Source organism: Bradyrhizobium sp. WBOS08 (assembly GCF_024585125.1).
GTDB classification, from domain to species: Bacteria; Pseudomonadota; Alphaproteobacteria; order Rhizobiales; family Xanthobacteraceae; genus Bradyrhizobium; species Bradyrhizobium japonicum_B.
The window spans coordinates 2,987,631-3,006,365 of sequence record NZ_CP028988.1 but is presented as its reverse complement, the minus strand read 5'-3'; the positions used below and the strand labels follow the sequence as shown (position 1 = coordinate 3,006,365).

Below are 18,735 nucleotides of genomic sequence, written 5' to 3'. Positions count from 1 at the left end.
TTAGCCTCATCCTGAGGAGACCGCGAAGCGGTCGTCTCGAAGGACGAGGCGCGCGTCAGGTCGCGCGAAATGTCATATGCGATGGCCCTGCCGCGTGCGAGGCCAGGGAAGATAGAGAGGAAAATGTCCAACCTATTCGATCTTCTGGTCGCGGGGCTCGCCACCGGCGCGATCTACGCGCTGGTCGCGGTCGGCTTCACGCTGCTGTGGCAGACCTCGCAGACCATCAATTTCGCGCAAGGCGAGTTCGTGATGCTGCCGGCGTTCCTGATGCTGGCGGCGATGCATGCCGGCGCGCCATTCTGGCTCGCGATCATGCTCGGCATCCTGCTGTCGATGATCCTGCTCGGGCTCGGTTTCAAGCTGCTGCTGGTCGACCCGATGATGCGCCACGGCGTCTTGCCGCTGGCGATCGCGACCATGGCGCTCGCGATCGGCATCAAGGAAGCCGTGAAGCAATTCTACAGCGCCGAGGCTTCGCCGTTCCCCTCTGTGGTACCGACCGGCGACATCTCCATCCTCGGACACGCGGTCTCGCTGCAAAGCATCGGCGTGCTCGTCGTCGCCATCTTCGCGGTGGTCGGCCTGACCACGCTGCTCAACCGCACCTCGCTCGGCCACCAGATGCAGGCGGCGGCGCAGAATCCGACGGTGGCGCGCATCATCGGCGTGCCCGTCGAGCGGATGATCCTGCTGACCTTCCTGATCAACGCCTTCCTGGTCGCGTTGGCTTCGCTCCTGATCACGCCGATCTACCTCGCAAAATTCTCCTCCGGCGAGGTGCTGGGCCAGGCCGCCTTCATCGCTGCGATCGTCGGCGGCTTCAACCAGGTGCGCGGCGCCATCGCCGGCGGCCTCCTGATCGGCGTGCTCGACAATCTCGCCGCCGCTTATGTCTCGACGCAATATCGCGCCGCCGTGCCGATGCTCTTCCTGATCGCGGTCATCCTGTTCCGGCCGCAAGGATTGCTCGGCCGCGCCGAGGAGCGCACGGTATGAGCAGCTTCGGCAAACCCCTGAAGATCGCGCTCGGCCTCGCTGTCATCGCCGGCCTGATCGTCATCCCCATGAACTTCAACCGCTACGGCCTGTTCATCCTCAGCCAATGGGCGGTGATGAGCATCGCCGCGATGGGCCTCAACCTCACGCTCGGATATGCCGGCCAGGTCTCGCTGGCGCAGGGCGCGTTCGTCGGCATCGGGGCCTATGCGTCGGCGATCATGACGACGCATGGCTGGCCGCTGCCGGCGGCGATCCTGGTCGCGATCGTGCTCAGCTTCGCGGTCGGCTGGGTGCTCGGCTATCCCGCGCTGCGCGTCCAGCACCATTATCTCGCCTTCGTCACCCTGGCCTTCTCCACCCTCGCCTTCCTGGTGTTCCGCAACGAGAGCTGGCTCACCGGCGGCATCTACGGCATCTCCAACATCCCGCGGCCGCATATTTTCGGCATCGCGACCAACAAGCCCCTCCCCTTCTATTACGTCTGCCTCGGCTCGCTCGCGATCGTCTCGCTGGCGGTGTGGTGGCTGATCCGCTCGCCCTGGGGCCGCGCCTTCATGGCGCTGCGCGAAAATCCCATGCGCGCGCAATCGCTCGGCATCGACACGCGGCGCTACACACTGATGGCGTTCGCGATCGGCTCGGCGCTCGGCGGCGTCGCCGGCGCGCTCTATGCGCCGCTGACGCAATATATCGACCCTGTCCCCTTCAACCTGTCGCTCTCGCTCGACCTCCTGATGATGGTGATCGTCGGCGGCGCCGGGTTCTATTTCGGCCCGTTCCTCGGCGCGATGATCGCGGTGCTGCTGCCGGAATGGCTGCGCTTCACCGAGGGCTATTACCTGATGCTGTACGCCGTCGCGGTGATGCTGCTGCTGATCTGGTCGCCGACCGGCATCCTTGGCATCCTCGATCGCTATCTCGCCCAACGCCGCACCAAGGCGGCGTCCGCACTGCGCGCCATCGCAAAGTCGCGCCTGGAAACGGTGCAATGAGCGCGGTATTGGAGGTCTCGGAGATCAAGAAGAACTTCGGCGGCATCAGCGCGGTCGACGGCGTCAGCTTCGACGTGCGCGAGGGCGAGATCCTCGGCCTGATCGGCCCGAACGGCTGCGGCAAGTCGACCCTGTTCAACTGCATTCTCGGCCAGCTCACCCCGAGCGGCGGCGAGGTCAAGCTCGACGGCAAGGTCGTCACCGGTCTGCGCCCCGCCGAGCTCAACAAGTTAGGGGTCAGCCGCACCTTTCAGCTGCTGCAGGTCTTCCCGAAGCTCTCGGTGCGCGAGAACCTGATCCTCGCCGGGCAGGAGCACCAGGGCAGCATGGCCTCGCGCCTGGTCGGCCGCTCCGATGCCGGGCTGACCGAGGCCGCCAACCAGATGATCGGCTTCTTCAAGCTCGATCATCTCGCGGACGAGCCGGCCGGCGGCCTCTCCTACGGCCAGCAGAAGGTGCTCGACGCCGCCATGGCCTTCATGGGTGGCCCGCGCCTCGTGCTGCTCGACGAGCCCGCCGGCGGCGTCAACCCGTCGATGCTGGCGGATCTCAAGGATCGCCTGATCGCGATCAACCGCGAGAAGAACGCCACCTTCGTCGTGATCGAGCACAACATGGAGTTCGTGATGTCGCTGTGCTCGCGCGTGATGGTGATGGCGGAAGGCAAGGTGCTGGCGATGGGTCGCCCCGACGAGGTCCGCAAGAACCCCGCCGTGATCGAAGCCTATCTCGGACATTAGGGAGCGCGAGCCATGAGCGAGCCGATCCTCTCGGTTCACAATCTCGTCGGCGGCTACGGCAAGATGACGATCTTGAACGGCACCACGTTCTCGGTGCCGCCGGCGACCATCACCACCATCATCGGCCCCAACGGCGCCGGCAAATCCACCGTGTTCAAGGCGATCTTCGGCCTGCTCAAGCTGCGCGAGGGCAAGATCAGCTTTGCCGGCCGCGACGTCACCAATTTGAGCCAGCGCGCGCTGCTCAATTCCGGCATCTGCTACGTGCCGCAGGGCCGCAACATCTTCCCCGAGCTGTCGGTGCGCCACAATATCGAGCTCAGCGGCGTCGCGGCCGGGAAGGGTCTCGACCTGCCGAAGCGGATCGAGGCGGCGCTCGACCTGTTTCCGGCGCTGCGGCGGAAGTCGGCGCAGCAGGCCTCGACCCTCTCCGGGGGCGAGCAGAAGCAGCTCGAGATCGCCCGCTCGCTGCTGCTCGAACCCAGGCTGATGCTGATCGACGAGCCCTCGATCGGCCTTTCGCCGCTGATGGTGCAGCAGACCTTCGACATCCTCAAGTCCTTGCGCTCCCGCGGCGTCACCATCCTGATGATCGAGCAGAACGCGCGGTCGGCGCTGGAAATTTCGGACATCGGCATCGTGCTCGAGCTGGGCCAGACCCGCATGGTCGACGACGCCAAGCGCATCCTGAACGATCCGCGCATCGGCCAGCTCTTCCTCGGCGGCGCGATGGAGGAGAGTGCGGCATGAACAAGCGCTCGATCGCTACTGTCTCGCTCTCCGGCACGCTCGACGAGAAGCTCCGCGCCATCGCGGCCGCCGGCTTCGAGGCGGTCGAGATCTTCGAGAACGATCTGTTGTCGTTCGGCGCAAGCCCGCGCGACATCGCAAAGCTCTGCCGCGATCTCAACCTGAACATCTGCGCGTTCCAGCCGTTCCGCGATTTCGAGGGCATGCCCGAGCCGCAGCGCTCGCGCAACTTCGCTCGCGCCGAGCGGAAGTTCGATTTGATGCAGGAGCTCGGCACCGATCTCCTGCTGATCTGCTCCAACGTCTCGCCCGCCTCGGTCGGCGGCATCGACCGTGCCGCCGACGATTTTCGCGAGCTCGGCGAGCGCGCAGCCAGGCGTTCCTTGCGGGTCGGCTACGAGGCGCTGGCCTGGGGCCGCCATGTCGGCGACTATCGCGATGCCTGGGAGATCGTGCGGCGCGCCGACCATGCCGCGATCGGCCTCGTCCTCGACAGTTTTCACGCGCTGGCACCAGGATTTCCCACCCGCGCGATCGCCTCGATCCCCGGCGACAAGATCTTCATGGTGCAGCTCGCGGACGCGCCGAAGCTCGAGCTCGACATCCTGTCCTGGAGCCGGCACTTCCGCTCCTTCCCCGGCCAGGGCGATCTGCCGGTCGTTGAATTCATGACCGCGGTCGCCGCGACCGGCTATGCCGGACCGCTGTCGCTGGAGATCTTCAACGACCAGTTCCGCGCCGGCTCGGCCGCGCAGACCGCGCTCGACGGCCTGCGCTCGCTGATCCTGCTGGAAGACCAGCTGGCGCCGGATTGGCCGAAATTCGCCGCCGAGCCGCTGGCGCCGAAGGCGAAGAGCCGAGGCACCGGGTTCATCGAGTTTGCCGTCAACGAGACCAAGGCCGGCGATCTCGCCCGCCTGCTTTCGCAGCTCGGCTTCCGCAAGACAGGCCAGCATCGCAGCAAGGCGGTGGAGCGCTGGTCGCAGGGCAAGGTCGAGCTCGTCATCAACAGCGAGACCGACGGCTTTGCGCATTCGCACTATGTCACGCACGGCCCCGGCGTCTGCGCCATCGCGCTCGACGTCGACAATGCCGGCCTCGCGATGCAGCGTGCCGAGATGCTGAAGGCGCGCACCTTCTATCAGCCGGTCGGACCGGGCGAGCTGGAGATTCCCGCGATCCACGGCGTCGGCGGCAGCCTGCTCTATTTCCTGGACCAGGCCGGCAAGAACTGGGACACCGATTTCGAGCCTGTTGCGAGCGATGCGAACACGGATGCGCTGCTCGCCGTCGACCACATCGCGCAGTCGATGCCCTATGATGAGATGCTGTCCTGGCTGTTGTTCTACACCGGCATCCTCGACCTCGAGCGGCTGCCGCAGATGGAGATCGCCGATCCCAGGGGCCTCGTGCAAAGCCAGGCCATCGTCAACGCCGACCAGAGCCTGCGCGTCGTGCTCAACGGCTCCTCCGCCAACCGCACACTGCCGGCACGCTTCATCTCGGAATTTTTCGGCTCAGGCGTGCAGCACGTCGCATTCTCGTGCCGGGACATCTTTGCGACGGTCGCGGAGATGCGCAGGCGCGGAGCCGATTTTCTCGACATCCCCGCCAATTACTACGACGACATCGAAGCCAAATACGACCTCGCGCCCGAGCTGATGGCGCAGCTGCGCGCCAACCACATCCTCTACGACCGTGAGGGCGACGGCGAGTTCTTCCAGGTCTACACCCACATCTTCGACGAGCGCTTCTTCTTCGAGATCGTCGAGCGACGGAATTATCAGGGCTTTGGCGCAGCGAACGCCGGCATCAGGCTGGCGGCGCAGGCGCGCGAGGTGCGCCCTGCGAGCATGCCGCGGGCGTGACGGTCTTTCCCCTTGTGATGTCTCTCCGCGAGACCGGAACGTAGAGCCTGTGAGCCATTTGGGCATTTGACATCAAAGTGGGGTGAGCGCCGGTCCCGTTGATGTCAGGACATCGGTATCGGATGTCGGGTATAGCTGTGCTGCCTATGCTTTTGCGAGCCGGTGTCCTTGCAGGATGTTGTTGGTGAGGGCGTACCAGAGCACGACGGCTCGGACCTTCTCGATGCCGCGGACGGTCAATTGCCTGAGGTCCCAGTTCCGCCATCGGGCATGGATGCATTCGCAGATCGTGCGGGCCTGGTACTGGGCCTTGCCGGCTTCGCTGGCCATGCGGGCACGCCAGGCCGCTACTCCGGGGCCATCACTGCTCCGAGGTAGAAAGGGATCTCATTCCTTTGTTCGGCCGCTTGTGACCATTCCTTCGTCCCGACCTGCCGAGCCCAACAGCGCGGCGCGCAGCCGCTGTCCAGGATGCCATCGGCACCGGCGTAGCCGGCGCGAAGCGTCCTGGACTGCGGTGAGCACCGCGCTACCCTGGTCCACCAAGGCACGAAAGCTCTTGACCAAGGCTAGGAGGTCCTACGGCACCGCGCGGGCCTACACCGACACCGCGTAGATCTCGTACTCGCCGCGCACCAGCTCGATATGCGCGCGCATCGCGGCGGCCGCGCCCTGCTTGTCGCCGCGCATGATGGCGACGACGACACGGTCGTGCTCGGCATGCGATTTCGCCAACCGGCCAAGGTTGCGGAACTGGGCGCGGCGGAACGGTTGCACGCGGACGCGGGTGGCGAGCGTAATCTCGGCGATGTAGCCGTTCTGCGAACCGGCATAGATCGCGTTGTGGAAGCGTTCGTTCACCTCGTGAAAGCGATCCGGGTTGCCGGTGTAGCTCAGCACGCGCAGCTCTTCGTGGATGGCCTCCAGGCCATGGCGCTCGGCGGCGGACATGCGCTCGGCCGCAAGGCCGGCGCACAGCGCCTCGAGCTCGGCCATCGCCTCGAACATGCTCGTCAGCCGCTCGATCGAGGGCTGCGCCACCACCGCGCCGCGATGGGCGCGCGCCTCGACGAGGCCGCTTGCCACGAGCTGACGCAGCGCCTCGCGCACCGGCGTCCGCGAGACGTTGAAGCGGCGCGCGACGTCGGTCTCGTCCAGCGGCGCGCCGGGCGCAAGGGCGCCGCGCACGATCTCGTCGGCCAGCTGCAGCCGCAACTCCTCGGCGCGCGTGACCTTGTGCACGCTGGGCCGCGCCCGGTCGACGCGAGGCACCACCGGCTCGGCCGGCGCTGTCCCCTGCGGAAGATCGTCGAGCGTCATGCGGTCTCTTTCGGCTCGTCGATGACGCTGACATGGGCGGCGACCACGCGCCAGCCCTCGGGGAAGCGAATCCAGGTCTGCATCTGCCGGCCGACCTTGCCGGGCGCGGTGTCGCGATAGAACAGGGTGGAGGCGACCGCGGTGTCGCGGCCATAGCTGGTAATGACCGTCCTGGCCGTGCGGCGATTCAAGCCGACGGGCGAGCGTGCGGCACGGAAGCCGCTGATCGCCGCATGGCCATAGAGGTTCTCGCCGATGCCGTAGCGCAAGGTGCGGGGATCGTTGCGGAAGAGCTCGCCGAGCACGGCGACGTCGTTGCTGACGAGGGCCTGCTCATAGCGATCGAACGCGGCTTTGACTTCCGCGATGACCTCGGGGAGATCGATCTCCATCTCAGATTCCTCTCGGCGACGGCGCGGCGACCACGCCCATCTTTTCCAGGGCGTAGGCGACGCGGAGCGCAATGTCCTCACGCCAGGGCGCGGCGATGATCTGCACACCGATCGGCAACGGCTCGAGCGGCACCGGGACCGCCACCACCGGGAGGCCGATGAACGAGATCGGCTGGGTGTGGATGCCGATATTGGCGCGCACCGGCAGCTCGACGCCGTCGAGATTGAAGTTCACCTGGCCGAGCTTCGGGGCCGTACAGGGCGTCGCCGGCGCCAGCAGCACGTCGACCGACTTGAAGATGTCCGCGAGCTGCGCGCGATACCAGCGGCGGAATTTCTGGGCGCGGTCGACCAGCGGCGCCGGCACCATGGCGCCTGCGATCAGCCGGTCGCGCACCGCCGGATCGAAATCGTTCGGGCGCCTGCGCAGGCGATCGAGATGCAGCGATGCACCCTCGGTCGTGGTGATGACATAGGCCGCCGCGCGTGCGCGGGCGGCCTCGGGCACGTCCACGACCTCAGTTGCGCCGAGCGCCTTGGCGACGCGGCTGACCGCTTCGACGGCTTCCGGAAACACGTTCTTCTGGAAGTAGCCGCCGGCAATCGCAATGCGCAGATCCGACACCGGATTGGCGATCAGCGGCAGCGTCGGCTCGAGGCCGCGCGTGGTGCAGGCGCTGTCCGCCGGGTCCGGCCCCTGCATCACGTCATAGGCGAGCGCGAGATCGGTGACGGAGCGTGCGAACGGGCCGAGATGATCGAGGCTCGCGACGAACGGGAACGAGCGCGCCCGCGATAGCCTTCCATAGGTCGGCTTCAGGCCGAAGATGCCGCAGAACGACGACGGCACCCGGATCGAGCCGTTGGTGTCGGAGCCGAGCGCGATCGGCACCAGCGCGCCGCCGACGGCGCTGCCCGAGCCGCCGGAGGAGCCACCGGTCATCCGCGTCGTGTCGTGCGGATTGCGCGAGGGGCCGTCATGGACGTTCTCGCCGGTGAAGTCGTAGGCGTATTCGCCCATGTTGAGCGCGCCGACGAGAACGGCGCCGGCGGCCTCCATACGCTCGATCAGCGTGGCGTCGCGGCTGGCGGGTGCGAGATCGCGGTTGATCTTCGAGCCGGCGCGCGTCGGAAGCCCTGCGACGTCGAACAGGTTCTTCACGGCGAAGGGAACGCCGGCGAGCGGGCCGACCTCCTTGCCCGCGGCGATGTCGGCATCGATCGCGCGTGCCTTGGCTCGGGCGCGATCGGCGGTGACGTCGGTGAAGGAATTGAGGATGCCGTCGTGCTGCCTGATCCGCGCGAGCGCGGCTTCGACGGCATCGAGTGCGGACATTTTGCGGGCCGCAACCGCGCCCGCGATCTCCGCGGCCGTCATCTCTGGCTTGCCGGTCATGACAGCATCACGCAGTGAAGACCGGCGCCGGCTCGGTCTCGTCCGGCAGCGCGAATTCGTCGACCATGCGGCCAAGCCGCAGCGAGACTTCGAGGTTGGCGCGCACAGCGGGCCTCCAGGCTTCCTCGACCGGCAGCGCCAGCGCTTTCGATAATGCGTCGATATAATCGTCCAGCGGCTCGGCCATCACGCTCCCAAACAATCTCTCAATGCAACGGCGGATGCGGGATCGCCGTCAGCAGCTCCTTGGTGTAGTCGTCCTGCGGATCGCTCAAGACCTGCTCGGAAGAGCCCTCTTCGACGATCCGCCCCGTCCGCATCACAATGACACGATCGCACAACAGGCGCACCACATTCAAATCATGCGAGACGAACAGGTAGCTCATACCTAGCCGCTGCTTCAGGTCCTGAAGCAGGTTCAGCACGACCGCCTGAACCGAGACGTCGAGCGCCGCGGTCGGCTCGTCCAGGATGACGAGCTTTGGATGCAGCGCGATGGCGCGGGCGATGCCGACGCGGGCCTTCTGGCCGCCGGACAATTGGTGCGGGAAGCGGTCGAGCAGATTGTGCGGCAGGCCGACCATGGTCGCCAGTTCCTCGCAGCGGGCGCGTAGCGCGTCGCGTCCCCTGACGTCACCGAGCTGCATGATCGGGTCGGCGATGGCGCGGGCGGCGGTGAAGCGCGGGTTGAGGCTGTCGGTGGGGTCCTGGAACACCATCTGGATGCGGCTGCGCTGCGGCAGCCGGGCAAAGGCCGCAGGCGCGATGCCGGAGATGTCCTCGCCGTCGAACTGGATCAGGCCGGAGGTCTGGTCCAGGAGCCGCATCACCATCATCGACGTCGTCGATTTGCCGCAGCCGGATTCGCCGACCAGCCCGACGCTCTCGCCATGGCCGATCGCAAAGCTGATGCCGTCGACGGCACGGAACACGTCGGGCTCGATCGGAGGCTTGCGGCTGAATAGTTTTCCGAGCACGGCGGTGGCGCCCTGGCGGGGATATTCCTTGACGAGCTTGTCGACGAGAAGGAGAGGCGCCTTCTCCCTCTCCCCGCTTGCGGGGTGAGGGTCGGGGTGAGGGGGACTCTCCGCGAGCACGGTGCTGGGAGAATCCCCCTCACCCGCCACGCTCCGGGGCGCAAGTGCGCTCCCGAGCGTGTCGGCCTCTCCCCGCGTGCGGGGAGAGGCGAAGGACGCCGCTGCGCTCGTATCCTCCTCCGGCAACAGATCCCGCAGGCTCACGCCGAGCCGCGGCGTCGCGCGCATCAGCTTCTTGGTGTAGGGGTGCTGCGGGTTGGCGAAGATGTCGGCGGCCTTGGCGGTCTCGACCACGCGGCCCTTCTCCATGACGACGACGCGGTCGCAATAGGCGGCGGCGAGGCCGAGATCGTGCGTGATCAGGATGGTCGACATCGCGCGGCGCCTGGTCAGCTCGACGATCAGATCCATCACCGCCTTCTGGGTGGTGACGTCGAGGCCGGTGGTCGGCTCGTCCGCGATCAGGAGCTGCGGATTGCAGGCGAGCGCGAGCGCGATGACGACGCGCTGGCACATGCCGCCGGACAGCTCGAACGGATAGGCGTGATAGCGCTCGCGCGGGCGGGCGATCTTGACCTGCTCCAGCGCCTCGATCGCCTTCTCGCCGCGATCGCTAACCTGGGCCTGCTGCACATGGGTGCGCAGCACGTCCTCGATCTGGTCGCCCACTTTCCGGATCGGATTGAGCGCGGCGCGCGGGTTCTGGAAGATCATCGAGACTTCGCGGCCGCGCAGATCGCGCATCTGGTCTTCGCTCGCGGCCTTGACGTCGATGCCGGAGAACATCACCGAGCCCTCGGCGATCCGCCCGGCGCGGTCGAGGATGCGCATCACCGCATAGGACGTCACCGACTTGCCGGAGCCGGACTCGCCGACGATGGCGAGCGTCTCGCCCTTGGCGACGGAGATGTTGACGTGCTGCACGGCTTTGACGATGCCGCGGCGGGTGGTGAATTCGACGGTGAGGTCCTTCACGTCGAGCAGCGGCTGGGCGGTCATGCGGGCCTGCCCTGACTCAAAAAGTGCGAAAACAACCCCATGCACAGTAGAACGGCATTGGAATCGTTGGGGAATTCTGGACGAAAATTGGCCATCACGTCCTCCGCTGAGGATCGACGATGTCGCGCAGGCCGTCGCCGAGGAGGTTGAAGCAGAACACGGCGATCATCAGGGCAAGGCCGGGGAAGAGCGCGATCCACCACTCCCCTGACACCATGAAGCCGGCGCCTTCGGCGACCATGATGCCCCATTCGGCCGTCGGCGGGCGCACGCCGAGGCCGATGAAGGACAGGCCGGCGGCGTTGAGAATGGCGTAGCCCATGGTCAGCGACATCTGCACGATCATGATCGGCATGATGTTGGGCAGGATATGCACCAGCAGGATGCGGAATTCGCCGTTGCCGGAGAGGCGCGCGGCCTGCACGAAGCCGGCGTTGCGGCGGACATTTGCCTCGGCGCGGGCGACGCGGGCATAGAGCGGGAAGTTGACGATCGCGGTCGCGAGGATGATGTTCTGCACGGTGTTGCCGAGCGCGGCGACGATGCCCATGGCGAGCACGAACAGCGGAAAGGCCATGATGGTGTCGGCGATGCGCCCGACGATGCGGTCGGTCCAGCCGCCGAAATAACCGGCCGCGATGCCGGCGAGGCCGCCCATCAGGAACACCAGCGCGACCGAGGCGACCGCGATGAAGGTGTCGAGCCGCGTCGCCACGATGACGCGGCTGAAGATGTCGCGCCCGAGCTGGTCGGTGCCGAACCAATGCGCCGCCGACGGCGGCTTCAGCGCCGCGGCGGTGTCCGAGGCGAGCGGATCGTATGGCACCACGTAGGGGCCGAAGATCGCAGCCAGGAGGATCAGGATCAGCAGCGCGAAAGCAAAGCCCGTGACCTTGTTCTCGCCGAGCACGTAGCGGGTCTGGTCGAGGATCGCCGACAGTCCCGACGTGCGGGCGGGGCCGACGGGTTCGACAGCAGGCGCAACGGAGCTCATGGATTCACTCCTGGAGCTTCATGACTTTGGGTGGCGAGCTTGGAGTTGGCTTCACCTCTCCCGCTTGCGGGAGAGGTCGCGCCGAAGGCGCGGGTGAGGGCTCTCTTCTCTTGGGGGTTCTCGCCCGCGGAGACACCCTCTCCCCAGCCCTCCCCCGCAAGCGGGGGAGGGAGCGCACCGCCCACACGACTCGCACCGGGCGCGATGGTCATGGTTCAGCCCTCCAGCCGCACGCGCGGATCGATCACGCCGTACAGGATGTCGATGATCAGATTGAGCAACACGTACATCACCGCCATGGTCAGCACGAAGCCTTGCACCGGCGCGAAGTCCGATGCGATCAGGGCTTCGACGGCGTAAGAGCCGATGCCGGGCCAGGCGAACACTTTTTCCACCAGCACGTTGGCGCCGAGCAGGAACGAGAACACCATGCTGAGCGTGGTGATGACGGGCAGCATCGCGTTGCGGAAGGCGTAGGTGACGATCACGGTCGCGGGCGACAGGCCGCTGGCGCGGGCGGTGCGGACGAATTCGGATGCGAGCACCGCCAGCATCGAGGCACGCGTCATGCGCGCGATCGGCGCCAGCGAGAAGATCGCGAGCGTCGTCGCCGGCAGGATGAGCTGGCTCAGGGCCGAACGGAACGCTTCGAGGTCGCGCGCGATCAGCGTGTCGATCAGGTAGAAGCCGGTCACCGTCGGCGGCGCGCTGTAGAACACGTCGAGCCGCCCGAGCGGCGCGGGCGACCAGCCGAGGCGGAAATAGAACACATAGACCAGCACGAGGCCGGTGAAGAACACCGGCAGCGAGACGCCTGCCGTCGTCGTGACCCGGCAGAGATGGTCGATCCACGACCCCGGCCGCGTTGCTGCCAGCACGCCGAGCGGAATCGCGATCACGACCGAGACGATCAGGCCGAGCAGCGTCAGCTCGGCGGAGGCCGGCAGACGGTTGCGGATCTCGGCCGCGACCGGCTGCCCCGTGGTGAGTGAGCTGCCGAAATCGCCATGGGCGAGATCGTTGGTGTAGCGGAAGAATTGCTCGATCAGCGGCCTGTCGAGGCCGAGTTTTTTCCGGATCTGCTCGACGGCTTCCTTGGTCGCGGCGGGGCCGGCAAAATAGGCGGCGGGATCGCCGGGCAGCGCGCGCGTCAGCAGGAAGGTGACGATGACGACCCCGATCAGCGAGGGAATCGCGAACATCAGGCGCTTGCCGATCATGGTCAGCATGGGGCGCTCCTTGTCGGCGGCGAGAGTGATACTCTTGCCATGCGTACCGCTGCGCCCGCTCTCCCCTTGTGGGAGAGGGCTGGGGTGAGGGGTGGCCGCAAGCGAGGTCGGAGTTTGTGGCTACCCCTCACCCGTCTCGCCGCTACGCGGCGAGCCACCCTCTCCCACAAGGGGAGAGGGTGAGAGAGAGTTGGGCTCACCTCACCCATGACGCCTCACCCCTTTGCCATCGCGCGGTAATCGAGCCTGCGGTGGAACCAGTATTGGTAGCCGCTGATGTTCTTCTGCATCGCGACGTTGACGAAGGGCTGATAGAGCGGGATGCGCGGGATGTCGGTGAAGGCGAGATCGACGAAGCCCTTCACGTCCTTGTCGTAGGCCGCCTTGTCTCCGGCCGCGGCCGCCGTGCGCGCGCCGTCGATCAGCTTGTCCATCTCCGCCGACTTGTAGCTCATGGTGTTGAAGACGGAATTGTTGCCGTGATAGCACCAGTAGAAGAAATATTCGGGGTAATCGAGCCAGCCCGAGAACACGTTGGTGAAGAGCGGCATCTCCTTCTTGTTCAATTCGGTGCGCCAGTTGGCGCCGGGCACCTTGTTGATGGTGGTCTTGATGCCGATCTGCGCCAGAGATTCCTGCACCAGCACGCAGAGCGGCTCGTTGACGCCGGCGAAGTTGAGATCGAACGAGATCGTGGTCTCGAAGCCGTTGGCGTAGCCGGCTTCCGTCAGCAGCGCCTTCGCCCTCTCCATGTCGGTGTTGAACTTGTGCGGCTGCGGCCAGGCCACCTCGGTCGGCTTGTCCTTGGGCGCCCCGAACATCGGGTTGGCGAGGCCGAACATCACCGCGTCCATGATCTTCTGATAGGGCAGCGCGTAGGCCACGGCCTGGCGCACCTTCGGATTGTCGAAGGGCGGCTTGGTGACGTTCATGCCGATATATTGGATGCCGTTGGAGAACGGCAGCGACACCACGTTGAGCTTGCCGTTGGCCTTCATCTCCTGAAAGTCCTTGTTCGGCAGCTCGTAGGAGATGTCGGCATCGCCGCGCTCGAGCAGCGCGCGGCGGTTGCCGGCCTGCGGCACCATACGCCAGATCACGCGCTTGATCTTCGGCAGCGGACCGCAGACCCAATCGTCGTTGCGCTCCATGATGACCTCGGTGCCGGCGGTCCATTTCGTCACCTTGTAGACGCCAGAGCCCGCAGTCTGCTGCTTGGTGAATTCGAGGCCCCACGGGTCCTTCTCGCTGGCATGCTTCTTCACCAGCTCGGAATTGACGATGCAGGGCACGATCACGGCGAGGTCGGGGATCGTCAGCTTGTCCTTCTTCAGGAAGTCGACCCGCACGGTGTGGTCGTCGATGACGACGAACTGCTCCGGCTTGGTCAGCGAGCCCGCGCTCATCTGGAAGGTGGGGAAGCCGCCGACGCTGACGGCGCGGTCGAGCGACCACTTCACGTCCTTGGCGGTGACGGGCGCGCCGTCGTGGAATTTGGCGTTCTTGCGCAGCTTGAAGGTGACCGACATGTCGTCGATCTTGAAGTCCTCGGCGAGCTCGCCCTTGAACTTGTCGCGGTCGTAATAGGGCACCCCGCCGGGGCCGCTCTTCATCTCGTGGCTGATCAGGCGGTCGTAGCAATTCCAGGACACCTCATAGCCGGGCACGTTGGTGCCGACGCCGTGGATGTCGAGATTGTTGGGGCCGCCTTCCGAGACGATCAGCAGCGTCTCCGAGCGGGCATCGGCATAGGCGGTGGAGATCACGGACGGCATGGCCGGAAGCGCCGCCCCGGCGGCCAATCCGGAAACGGACTTGAGGAAATCGCGGCGCTTCATCAAATGCTCCAACACAAAGGTTTTGGTTGGAACCGGATTCGCAAGGTTCGTGCCAAGGCTTAACGAGACGTTACAAACCTATAAGATACTGATATCGCTACATTTATCTGATAATGCCCAAAGCCGCGATGCGCGGCGGCGTGGTGAATTGCATACAAAGAACGTCGCTTGCATATAAATTATGCAATATGACATCGCCGCTCGTTCGCGAGGCGGCAGAGGATGACCCCTTCAGAGAACGTCCCGCTGCAGCGGCACCATCGCCGTCATTCCGGGGCGATGCGCAGCATCGAGCCCGGAATCCATCGGGCGATGGCACGCGCGGCACAATGGATTCTCAGGTGCGCAATTGCGCACCATAGCTCGCCGCTTCACGGCGCCCCGCAAATGACAGAGAGGGCTGAGGCCGACGCTCAGCTCGCCCAGATCAGCTCCTGCAATTCGACCAGATCATCCGCCTGCTCCTGCCAGGCCTCAATGCAGATGTGGCTGTTGAGGTCGCTGGCGCGGTGCAGCAGCATCAAAGCCATCAGGCGACGCTTGAGCGCGAAGTCCGGCTTCGCATAGCCGAAGCCTTCCAGCAGGCTCCTCACCCGCCCCGGCCGGCCCGCCGCCATGAACGCGCTGGGGCCGAGCAGGTCGTAATCGCGCCACCCCGCCAGCACGTCGCCGAAATCGAACAGGCCTTTGAGCGACCATTGATCGTCATGGCAGGCGAGCAGGAAATTTTCCGGGATGTATTCGCCGATCAGGATCACCGGCGGCGCATCCATCGGGATCAGCTCTGCTGCATCGCGCAGGAGATCGTCGAGGCCGGCGAGAAATTTCGGCGCAAGGCCGAGACGGGTGTGCCTGGCACGGCAGCCCTGCATCTGCCTGCGCATGAAGTCGTCCCAGCGCGGCTCGATCTGTGCGAGCGGCCCGAGCGGGACGCGCTGGACGGCCACGATGGTCTCGCCGATCTGGCGCAGCAGGCGCTCCTTCTGGTCTTCCGCCAGCTGCGGCCAGACCTCCGAACCGAGCGTGCCTGACAGCCGCGTGATGATCAGGTAGGGCCAGCCGTCGCGCATCCCCTCCGCGACGATCTCGGGAATCGGCAGCGGGAGGCGGCCGGCGAGCTGCAACAGCGAGCCGCGCTCCGAGACGAACTGGGCACGAAGCAGCGGCGGGAAGATTTTCAGGATCAGCGCCTCGCCGAGACCAACGACGAGGTTGGTGCCGGTCGCGAACACGTGCGGCGCGCTGGTATCGAGGCCGTGGCTGCGGGCGATGTCGAGCGCGATCGGCAGCCATTGCGCGGGAGCGGAGCGGAAGGCGCGGAAGCTTGCGGCGTCGGTGAGGCGAGGAAGTTGTTGCGATGGCGCAAAGCTCATTCGCAATCGCTCGCGCGAGGCGGCTTTGTTTGATGCAGTGCCAGCCCAGGAAATGGTGCACCTCTCCCGCTTGCGGGAGAGGTCGCGCCGAAGGCGCGGGTGAGGGTTTTCTCCTCTGGGGGATTGTCCCGTCGCGGAGACACCCTCTCCCCAGCCCTCCCCCGCAGGCGGGGGAGGGAGCGCACCGTGCTCGCGGCGAGGGTCGGGCACATTCGCAACACCCTACCGGTCCGGGCTGGCGCGCTCGAACTGGCGGAGCAGCTTGTTGCCGCGTTCGACGGCGGAATCCAGCGCCCCTTGCGCGCTCTTGTGGCCGGCAAAGGCCTGCTCCAGCTCGTCCTCGATCGCGCCGCGGATCAGCACGAAGGAGCCGAGCCGGATGCCCTTCGAATTCTCCGTCGGCGGATGCAGCGTGATCTCCTCGAAGGAAATCGCCGAGCCCGGATTGCGCTCGTAGAAGCCTTGCGACCGCGTCAGCTCGAACGCGGCGCGGGTGATCGGCAGGTAGCCGGTGTTCTGGTGCCAGGCGGCCTGCACGCCGGGCTGCGCCAGATAGGCGAAGAAGCGCGCCACGCCCTTGTATTCCTCGCGCGGCCGGTCGCGCAGCACCCACAGCGTGGCACCGCCGATGATCGAGTTCCGCGGCGCGTCCTTCACGTCGGGCCAATACGGCATCATGCCGTAGCCGATCTCGAACTTGGAATTCGCCTTGATGTCGGCGCGCGTCGCCGAAGAGCCGATGAAGATGCCGCATTCGCCGCTCTGGAAGCGCGGCTCGGCCGCTTGTCCGCGGCCGCCATAGTCGAACACCTTGCTCTTCTGCCATTCGGCGAGCTGGGCGATGTGACGCACGAGGGTGGGATTGTTGATGGTCAATTCCGCATCCAGCCCGGCAAAGCCGTTGGCCCGGCTCGCCACCGGCAGATTGTGGAAGGCGGAGAAATTCTCGACATGGATCCAGGACGGCCAGGACGTGGTGAAGCCGCATGCAGCGCCTTTGTCGCGCAGGCGCTTTGCAGCCAGCCCCAATGCCGGCCAGGTCTTCGGCGGCGCCTCGGGATCGAGGCCGGCGTCGCGGAACATTGTCTTGTTGTAGTAGAGGATCGGCGTCGAGGAATTGAACGGGAACGACAACAGATTGCCGGCCGCATCGGTGTAATAGCCGGAGACCGCAGGCAGGTAATCGGCGAGCGAGAACGGCTCGCCCTGGTCCCGCATCAGGCTGAACACTGGGTAGATCGCGCCCTTGGCCGCGGTCATGGTGGCGGTGGCGACCTCGTTGACCTGGACGATCGCGGGCTGGCTGCGCGAGCGGAAGGCGAAGATCGCGGCCGTCACCGTCTCGGTGTAATTGCCCTTGTAGACGGGCACGATGCGGTAATCGGACTGCGAGGCGTTAAAGTCCGTGGCGAGCTTTTCGAGCTGCCGGCCAAGCTCGCCGGACATGGCGTGCCACCAGGCGATGTCGGTGGCGGCGCGCACGGGGGCGGCCAATGAAAGCGCCGCAACGACGGCAGCGAGCTGCAAGAGGCGTAAGGCTGACATCAGGATGGCTCTTCCCGGCCCGCGGTCAAGAAACGCGGCGGTCCTGCTTAAGGCGCGGCATCTCCGGTTTCAACCGGGAATGAACGGCGGCCGCGCCGCACAATCGGTCTGCGGACTACGCGGGATGGCCTTCCCTTGACCATCTGCTAGATTGCATTGAACCTTTTCCATCCGCCATAGACACCACCACTGAGGGGTTGAGTGTGCCAGTGTTGAGCCGTGCCGAACTCTCGCGGACCGGGGTGATCTTCGTCGCGCTGCTGCTTGCCGTCTGGACGACGGGCGCCGTTGCACGCGAATTTCGCGCCGCCGACACCCAGACCGAGGATTACCCGACCGTCCAGGCGCTGCGCTACATGGGCGCCCTGATCGCCGAGCGCACCCAGGGCCGCCACGAGATCAAGGTGTTCCACTCCCGCCAGCTCGGCGAGGAAAAGGAGACCATCGAGCAGACCCGGGTCGGTGCGATCGACCTCAACCGGACCAACGTGGCGCTGATCGGCAACTTCGTTCCGGCGATGAACGTGCTCGCCATGCCGTTCCTGTTCCGGTCCATCGAGCACATGCAGAAGGTGCTGGACGGGCCCGTCGGCAGCGAGATTCTCGACAGTTTCGAGCCCTATGGCTTCGTCGGCCTCGCCTTCTACGATTCCGGCGCGCGGTCGATCTATAACGGCGTCCGCCCGGTTAAGACTCTTGCGGACCTCAGGGGATTGCGGATCCGGGTGCAGCAGTCGGAGTTGATGAGCCAGATGGTCCGCGCGCTCGGCGCCGAGCCGGTCGAGCTGCCCTATGGGCAGGTGCTGACCGGCCTCGCCAACCATCTGATCGACGGTGCGGAAAACAACTGGCCATCCTTCGTGACGACGGACCATTACAAGCATGCCGGCCATTACACCCTTACCGAGCACACGATGAGCCCCGAGGTCCTCGTGATCTCGCTGAAGGCCTGGCAGAGCCTGTCGCCGGACGACCGGAAGATCTTCCGGGAGGCCGCCCAGCGCTCCAGCCGGTTCATGCGCGAAAAGTGGCGCGACCTCGAGGAGCAGTCGCAGCGCAAGGCGCAGCAAGCCGGCGTCACCATCATCAGGGATATCGACCGCAAGCCGTTCGAGGACGCGATGGCGCCAATTTACGCCAAGGCCGGCCGCGATGCCGCCGCGGCCGCGCTGATCGAACGCATTCGCAAGGTGGAGTGAGCCGGGTTGGCTGCGCTTGGACATCACGATCACGCGGAACGGTCGCCCGGCCCGATCGGGC

The 18,735-nt window shown here is 65.9% G+C and carries 16 protein-coding genes and 1 pseudogene; 6 read left to right on the top strand and 11 right to left on the bottom strand.

Translation table 11 applies throughout. The annotated features are described in order from the left end of the window. Positions 1 to 123: 123 nt before the first annotated feature. Genes DCM80_RS14280 through DCM80_RS14260 form a run of 5 tightly spaced genes read left to right on the top strand, consistent with a single transcriptional unit; the run spans position 124 to position 5,352 of the window. Positions 124 to 999 (top strand): branched-chain amino acid ABC transporter permease, encoded by an 876-nt coding sequence (locus DCM80_RS14280; RefSeq protein ID WP_257197528.1) that lies wholly within the window; start codon positions 124 to 126, stop codon positions 997 to 999. Then, the gene (locus DCM80_RS14275) at positions 996 to 1,994 is read left to right on the top strand and encodes a branched-chain amino acid ABC transporter permease (protein WP_257197527.1); all 999 of its coding nucleotides are present in this window, start codon (positions 996 to 998) and stop codon (positions 1,992 to 1,994) included. The genes DCM80_RS14280 and DCM80_RS14275 overlap by 4 nt, the downstream gene beginning before the upstream one ends. After that, positions 1,991 to 2,734 carry an ABC transporter ATP-binding protein gene (locus DCM80_RS14270; RefSeq protein WP_257197526.1) on the top strand — a complete coding sequence of 248 codons (744 nt, stop codon included), beginning with the start codon at positions 1,991 to 1,993 and terminating at the stop codon, positions 2,732 to 2,734. The genes DCM80_RS14275 and DCM80_RS14270 overlap by 4 nt, the downstream gene beginning before the upstream one ends. 12 nt (positions 2,735 to 2,746) lie before the next feature. Next, complete coding sequence (locus tag DCM80_RS14265; RefSeq protein ID WP_257197525.1) at positions 2,747 to 3,484, top strand: ABC transporter ATP-binding protein; 738 nt, start codon at positions 2,747 to 2,749, stop codon at positions 3,482 to 3,484. Continuing rightward, the gene (locus DCM80_RS14260) at positions 3,481 to 5,352 is read left to right on the top strand and encodes a bifunctional sugar phosphate isomerase/epimerase/4-hydroxyphenylpyruvate dioxygenase family protein (protein ID WP_257197524.1); all 1,872 of its coding nucleotides are present in this window, start codon (positions 3,481 to 3,483) and stop codon (positions 5,350 to 5,352) included. Before DCM80_RS14265 ends, DCM80_RS14260 begins: the two co-directional genes overlap by 4 nt. 144 nt (positions 5,353 to 5,496) lie before the next feature. On the opposite strand, the pseudogene DCM80_RS14255 reads toward DCM80_RS14260, so the two are convergent. The 11 genes and pseudogenes from DCM80_RS14255 to ugpB form a co-directional block, all read right to left on the bottom strand. Continuing rightward, positions 5,497 to 5,739 (bottom strand): annotated as a pseudogene (locus tag DCM80_RS14255) (transposase); the annotation flags it as partial. A 210-nt stretch (positions 5,740 to 5,949) separates the two neighbouring features. Next, positions 5,950 to 6,672, bottom strand: a complete 723-nt coding sequence (locus DCM80_RS14250) for a GntR family transcriptional regulator (RefSeq protein WP_257197523.1) — start codon at positions 6,670 to 6,672, stop codon at positions 5,950 to 5,952. After that, positions 6,669 to 7,064 (bottom strand): oxalurate catabolism protein HpxZ, encoded by a 396-nt coding sequence (gene hpxZ / locus DCM80_RS14245; RefSeq protein WP_257179351.1) that lies wholly within the window; start codon positions 7,062 to 7,064, stop codon positions 6,669 to 6,671. Before hpxZ ends, DCM80_RS14250 begins: the two co-directional genes overlap by 4 nt. A gap of 1 nt (position 7,065) precedes the next feature. After that, entirely contained in the window at positions 7,066 to 8,460 is a 1,395-nt protein-coding gene (locus DCM80_RS14240; RefSeq protein WP_257197522.1) for an AtzE family amidohydrolase, read from the bottom strand. A 7-nt stretch (positions 8,461 to 8,467) separates the two neighbouring features. Then, positions 8,468 to 8,647, bottom strand: coding sequence for a DUF4089 domain-containing protein (locus DCM80_RS14235; protein ID WP_257197521.1), 180 nt, complete (start codon positions 8,645 to 8,647; stop codon positions 8,468 to 8,470). Between the two features lie 19 nt (positions 8,648 to 8,666). Beyond that, positions 8,667 to 10,496: an ABC transporter ATP-binding protein gene (locus DCM80_RS14230; RefSeq protein ID WP_257197519.1), complete on the bottom strand. Its 1,830-nt coding sequence runs from the start codon at positions 10,494 to 10,496 to the stop codon at positions 8,667 to 8,669. Positions 10,497 to 10,590: 94 nt separating this feature from the next. Beyond that, positions 10,591 to 11,490, bottom strand: coding sequence for an ABC transporter permease (locus tag DCM80_RS14225; RefSeq protein WP_257197518.1), 900 nt, complete (start codon positions 11,488 to 11,490; stop codon positions 10,591 to 10,593). Between the two features lie 215 nt (positions 11,491 to 11,705). Next, the gene (locus DCM80_RS14220) at positions 11,706 to 12,719 is read right to left on the bottom strand and encodes an ABC transporter permease (protein WP_257197517.1); all 1,014 of its coding nucleotides are present in this window, start codon (positions 12,717 to 12,719) and stop codon (positions 11,706 to 11,708) included. Between the two features lie 215 nt (positions 12,720 to 12,934). After that, positions 12,935 to 14,557, bottom strand: coding sequence for an ABC transporter substrate-binding protein (locus tag DCM80_RS14215; RefSeq protein ID WP_257197516.1), 1,623 nt, complete (start codon positions 14,555 to 14,557; stop codon positions 12,935 to 12,937). Between the two features lie 413 nt (positions 14,558 to 14,970). Beyond that, positions 14,971 to 15,930, bottom strand: a complete 960-nt coding sequence (locus tag DCM80_RS14210; protein ID WP_257197514.1) for a phosphotransferase — start codon at positions 15,928 to 15,930, stop codon at positions 14,971 to 14,973. A 222-nt stretch (positions 15,931 to 16,152) separates the two neighbouring features. Beyond that, positions 16,153 to 17,475 (bottom strand): sn-glycerol-3-phosphate ABC transporter substrate-binding protein UgpB, encoded by a 1,323-nt coding sequence (ugpB, locus tag DCM80_RS14205; RefSeq protein WP_257197513.1) that lies wholly within the window; start codon positions 17,473 to 17,475, stop codon positions 16,153 to 16,155. Positions 17,476 to 17,678: 203 nt separating this feature from the next. On the opposite strand from ugpB, the gene DCM80_RS14200 reads away from it, so the two are divergent. Then, positions 17,679 to 18,674 carry a TRAP transporter substrate-binding protein gene (locus DCM80_RS14200; protein WP_257197512.1) on the top strand — a complete coding sequence of 332 codons (996 nt, stop codon included), beginning with the start codon at positions 17,679 to 17,681 and terminating at the stop codon, positions 18,672 to 18,674. Positions 18,675 to 18,735 lie beyond the last annotated feature (61 nt).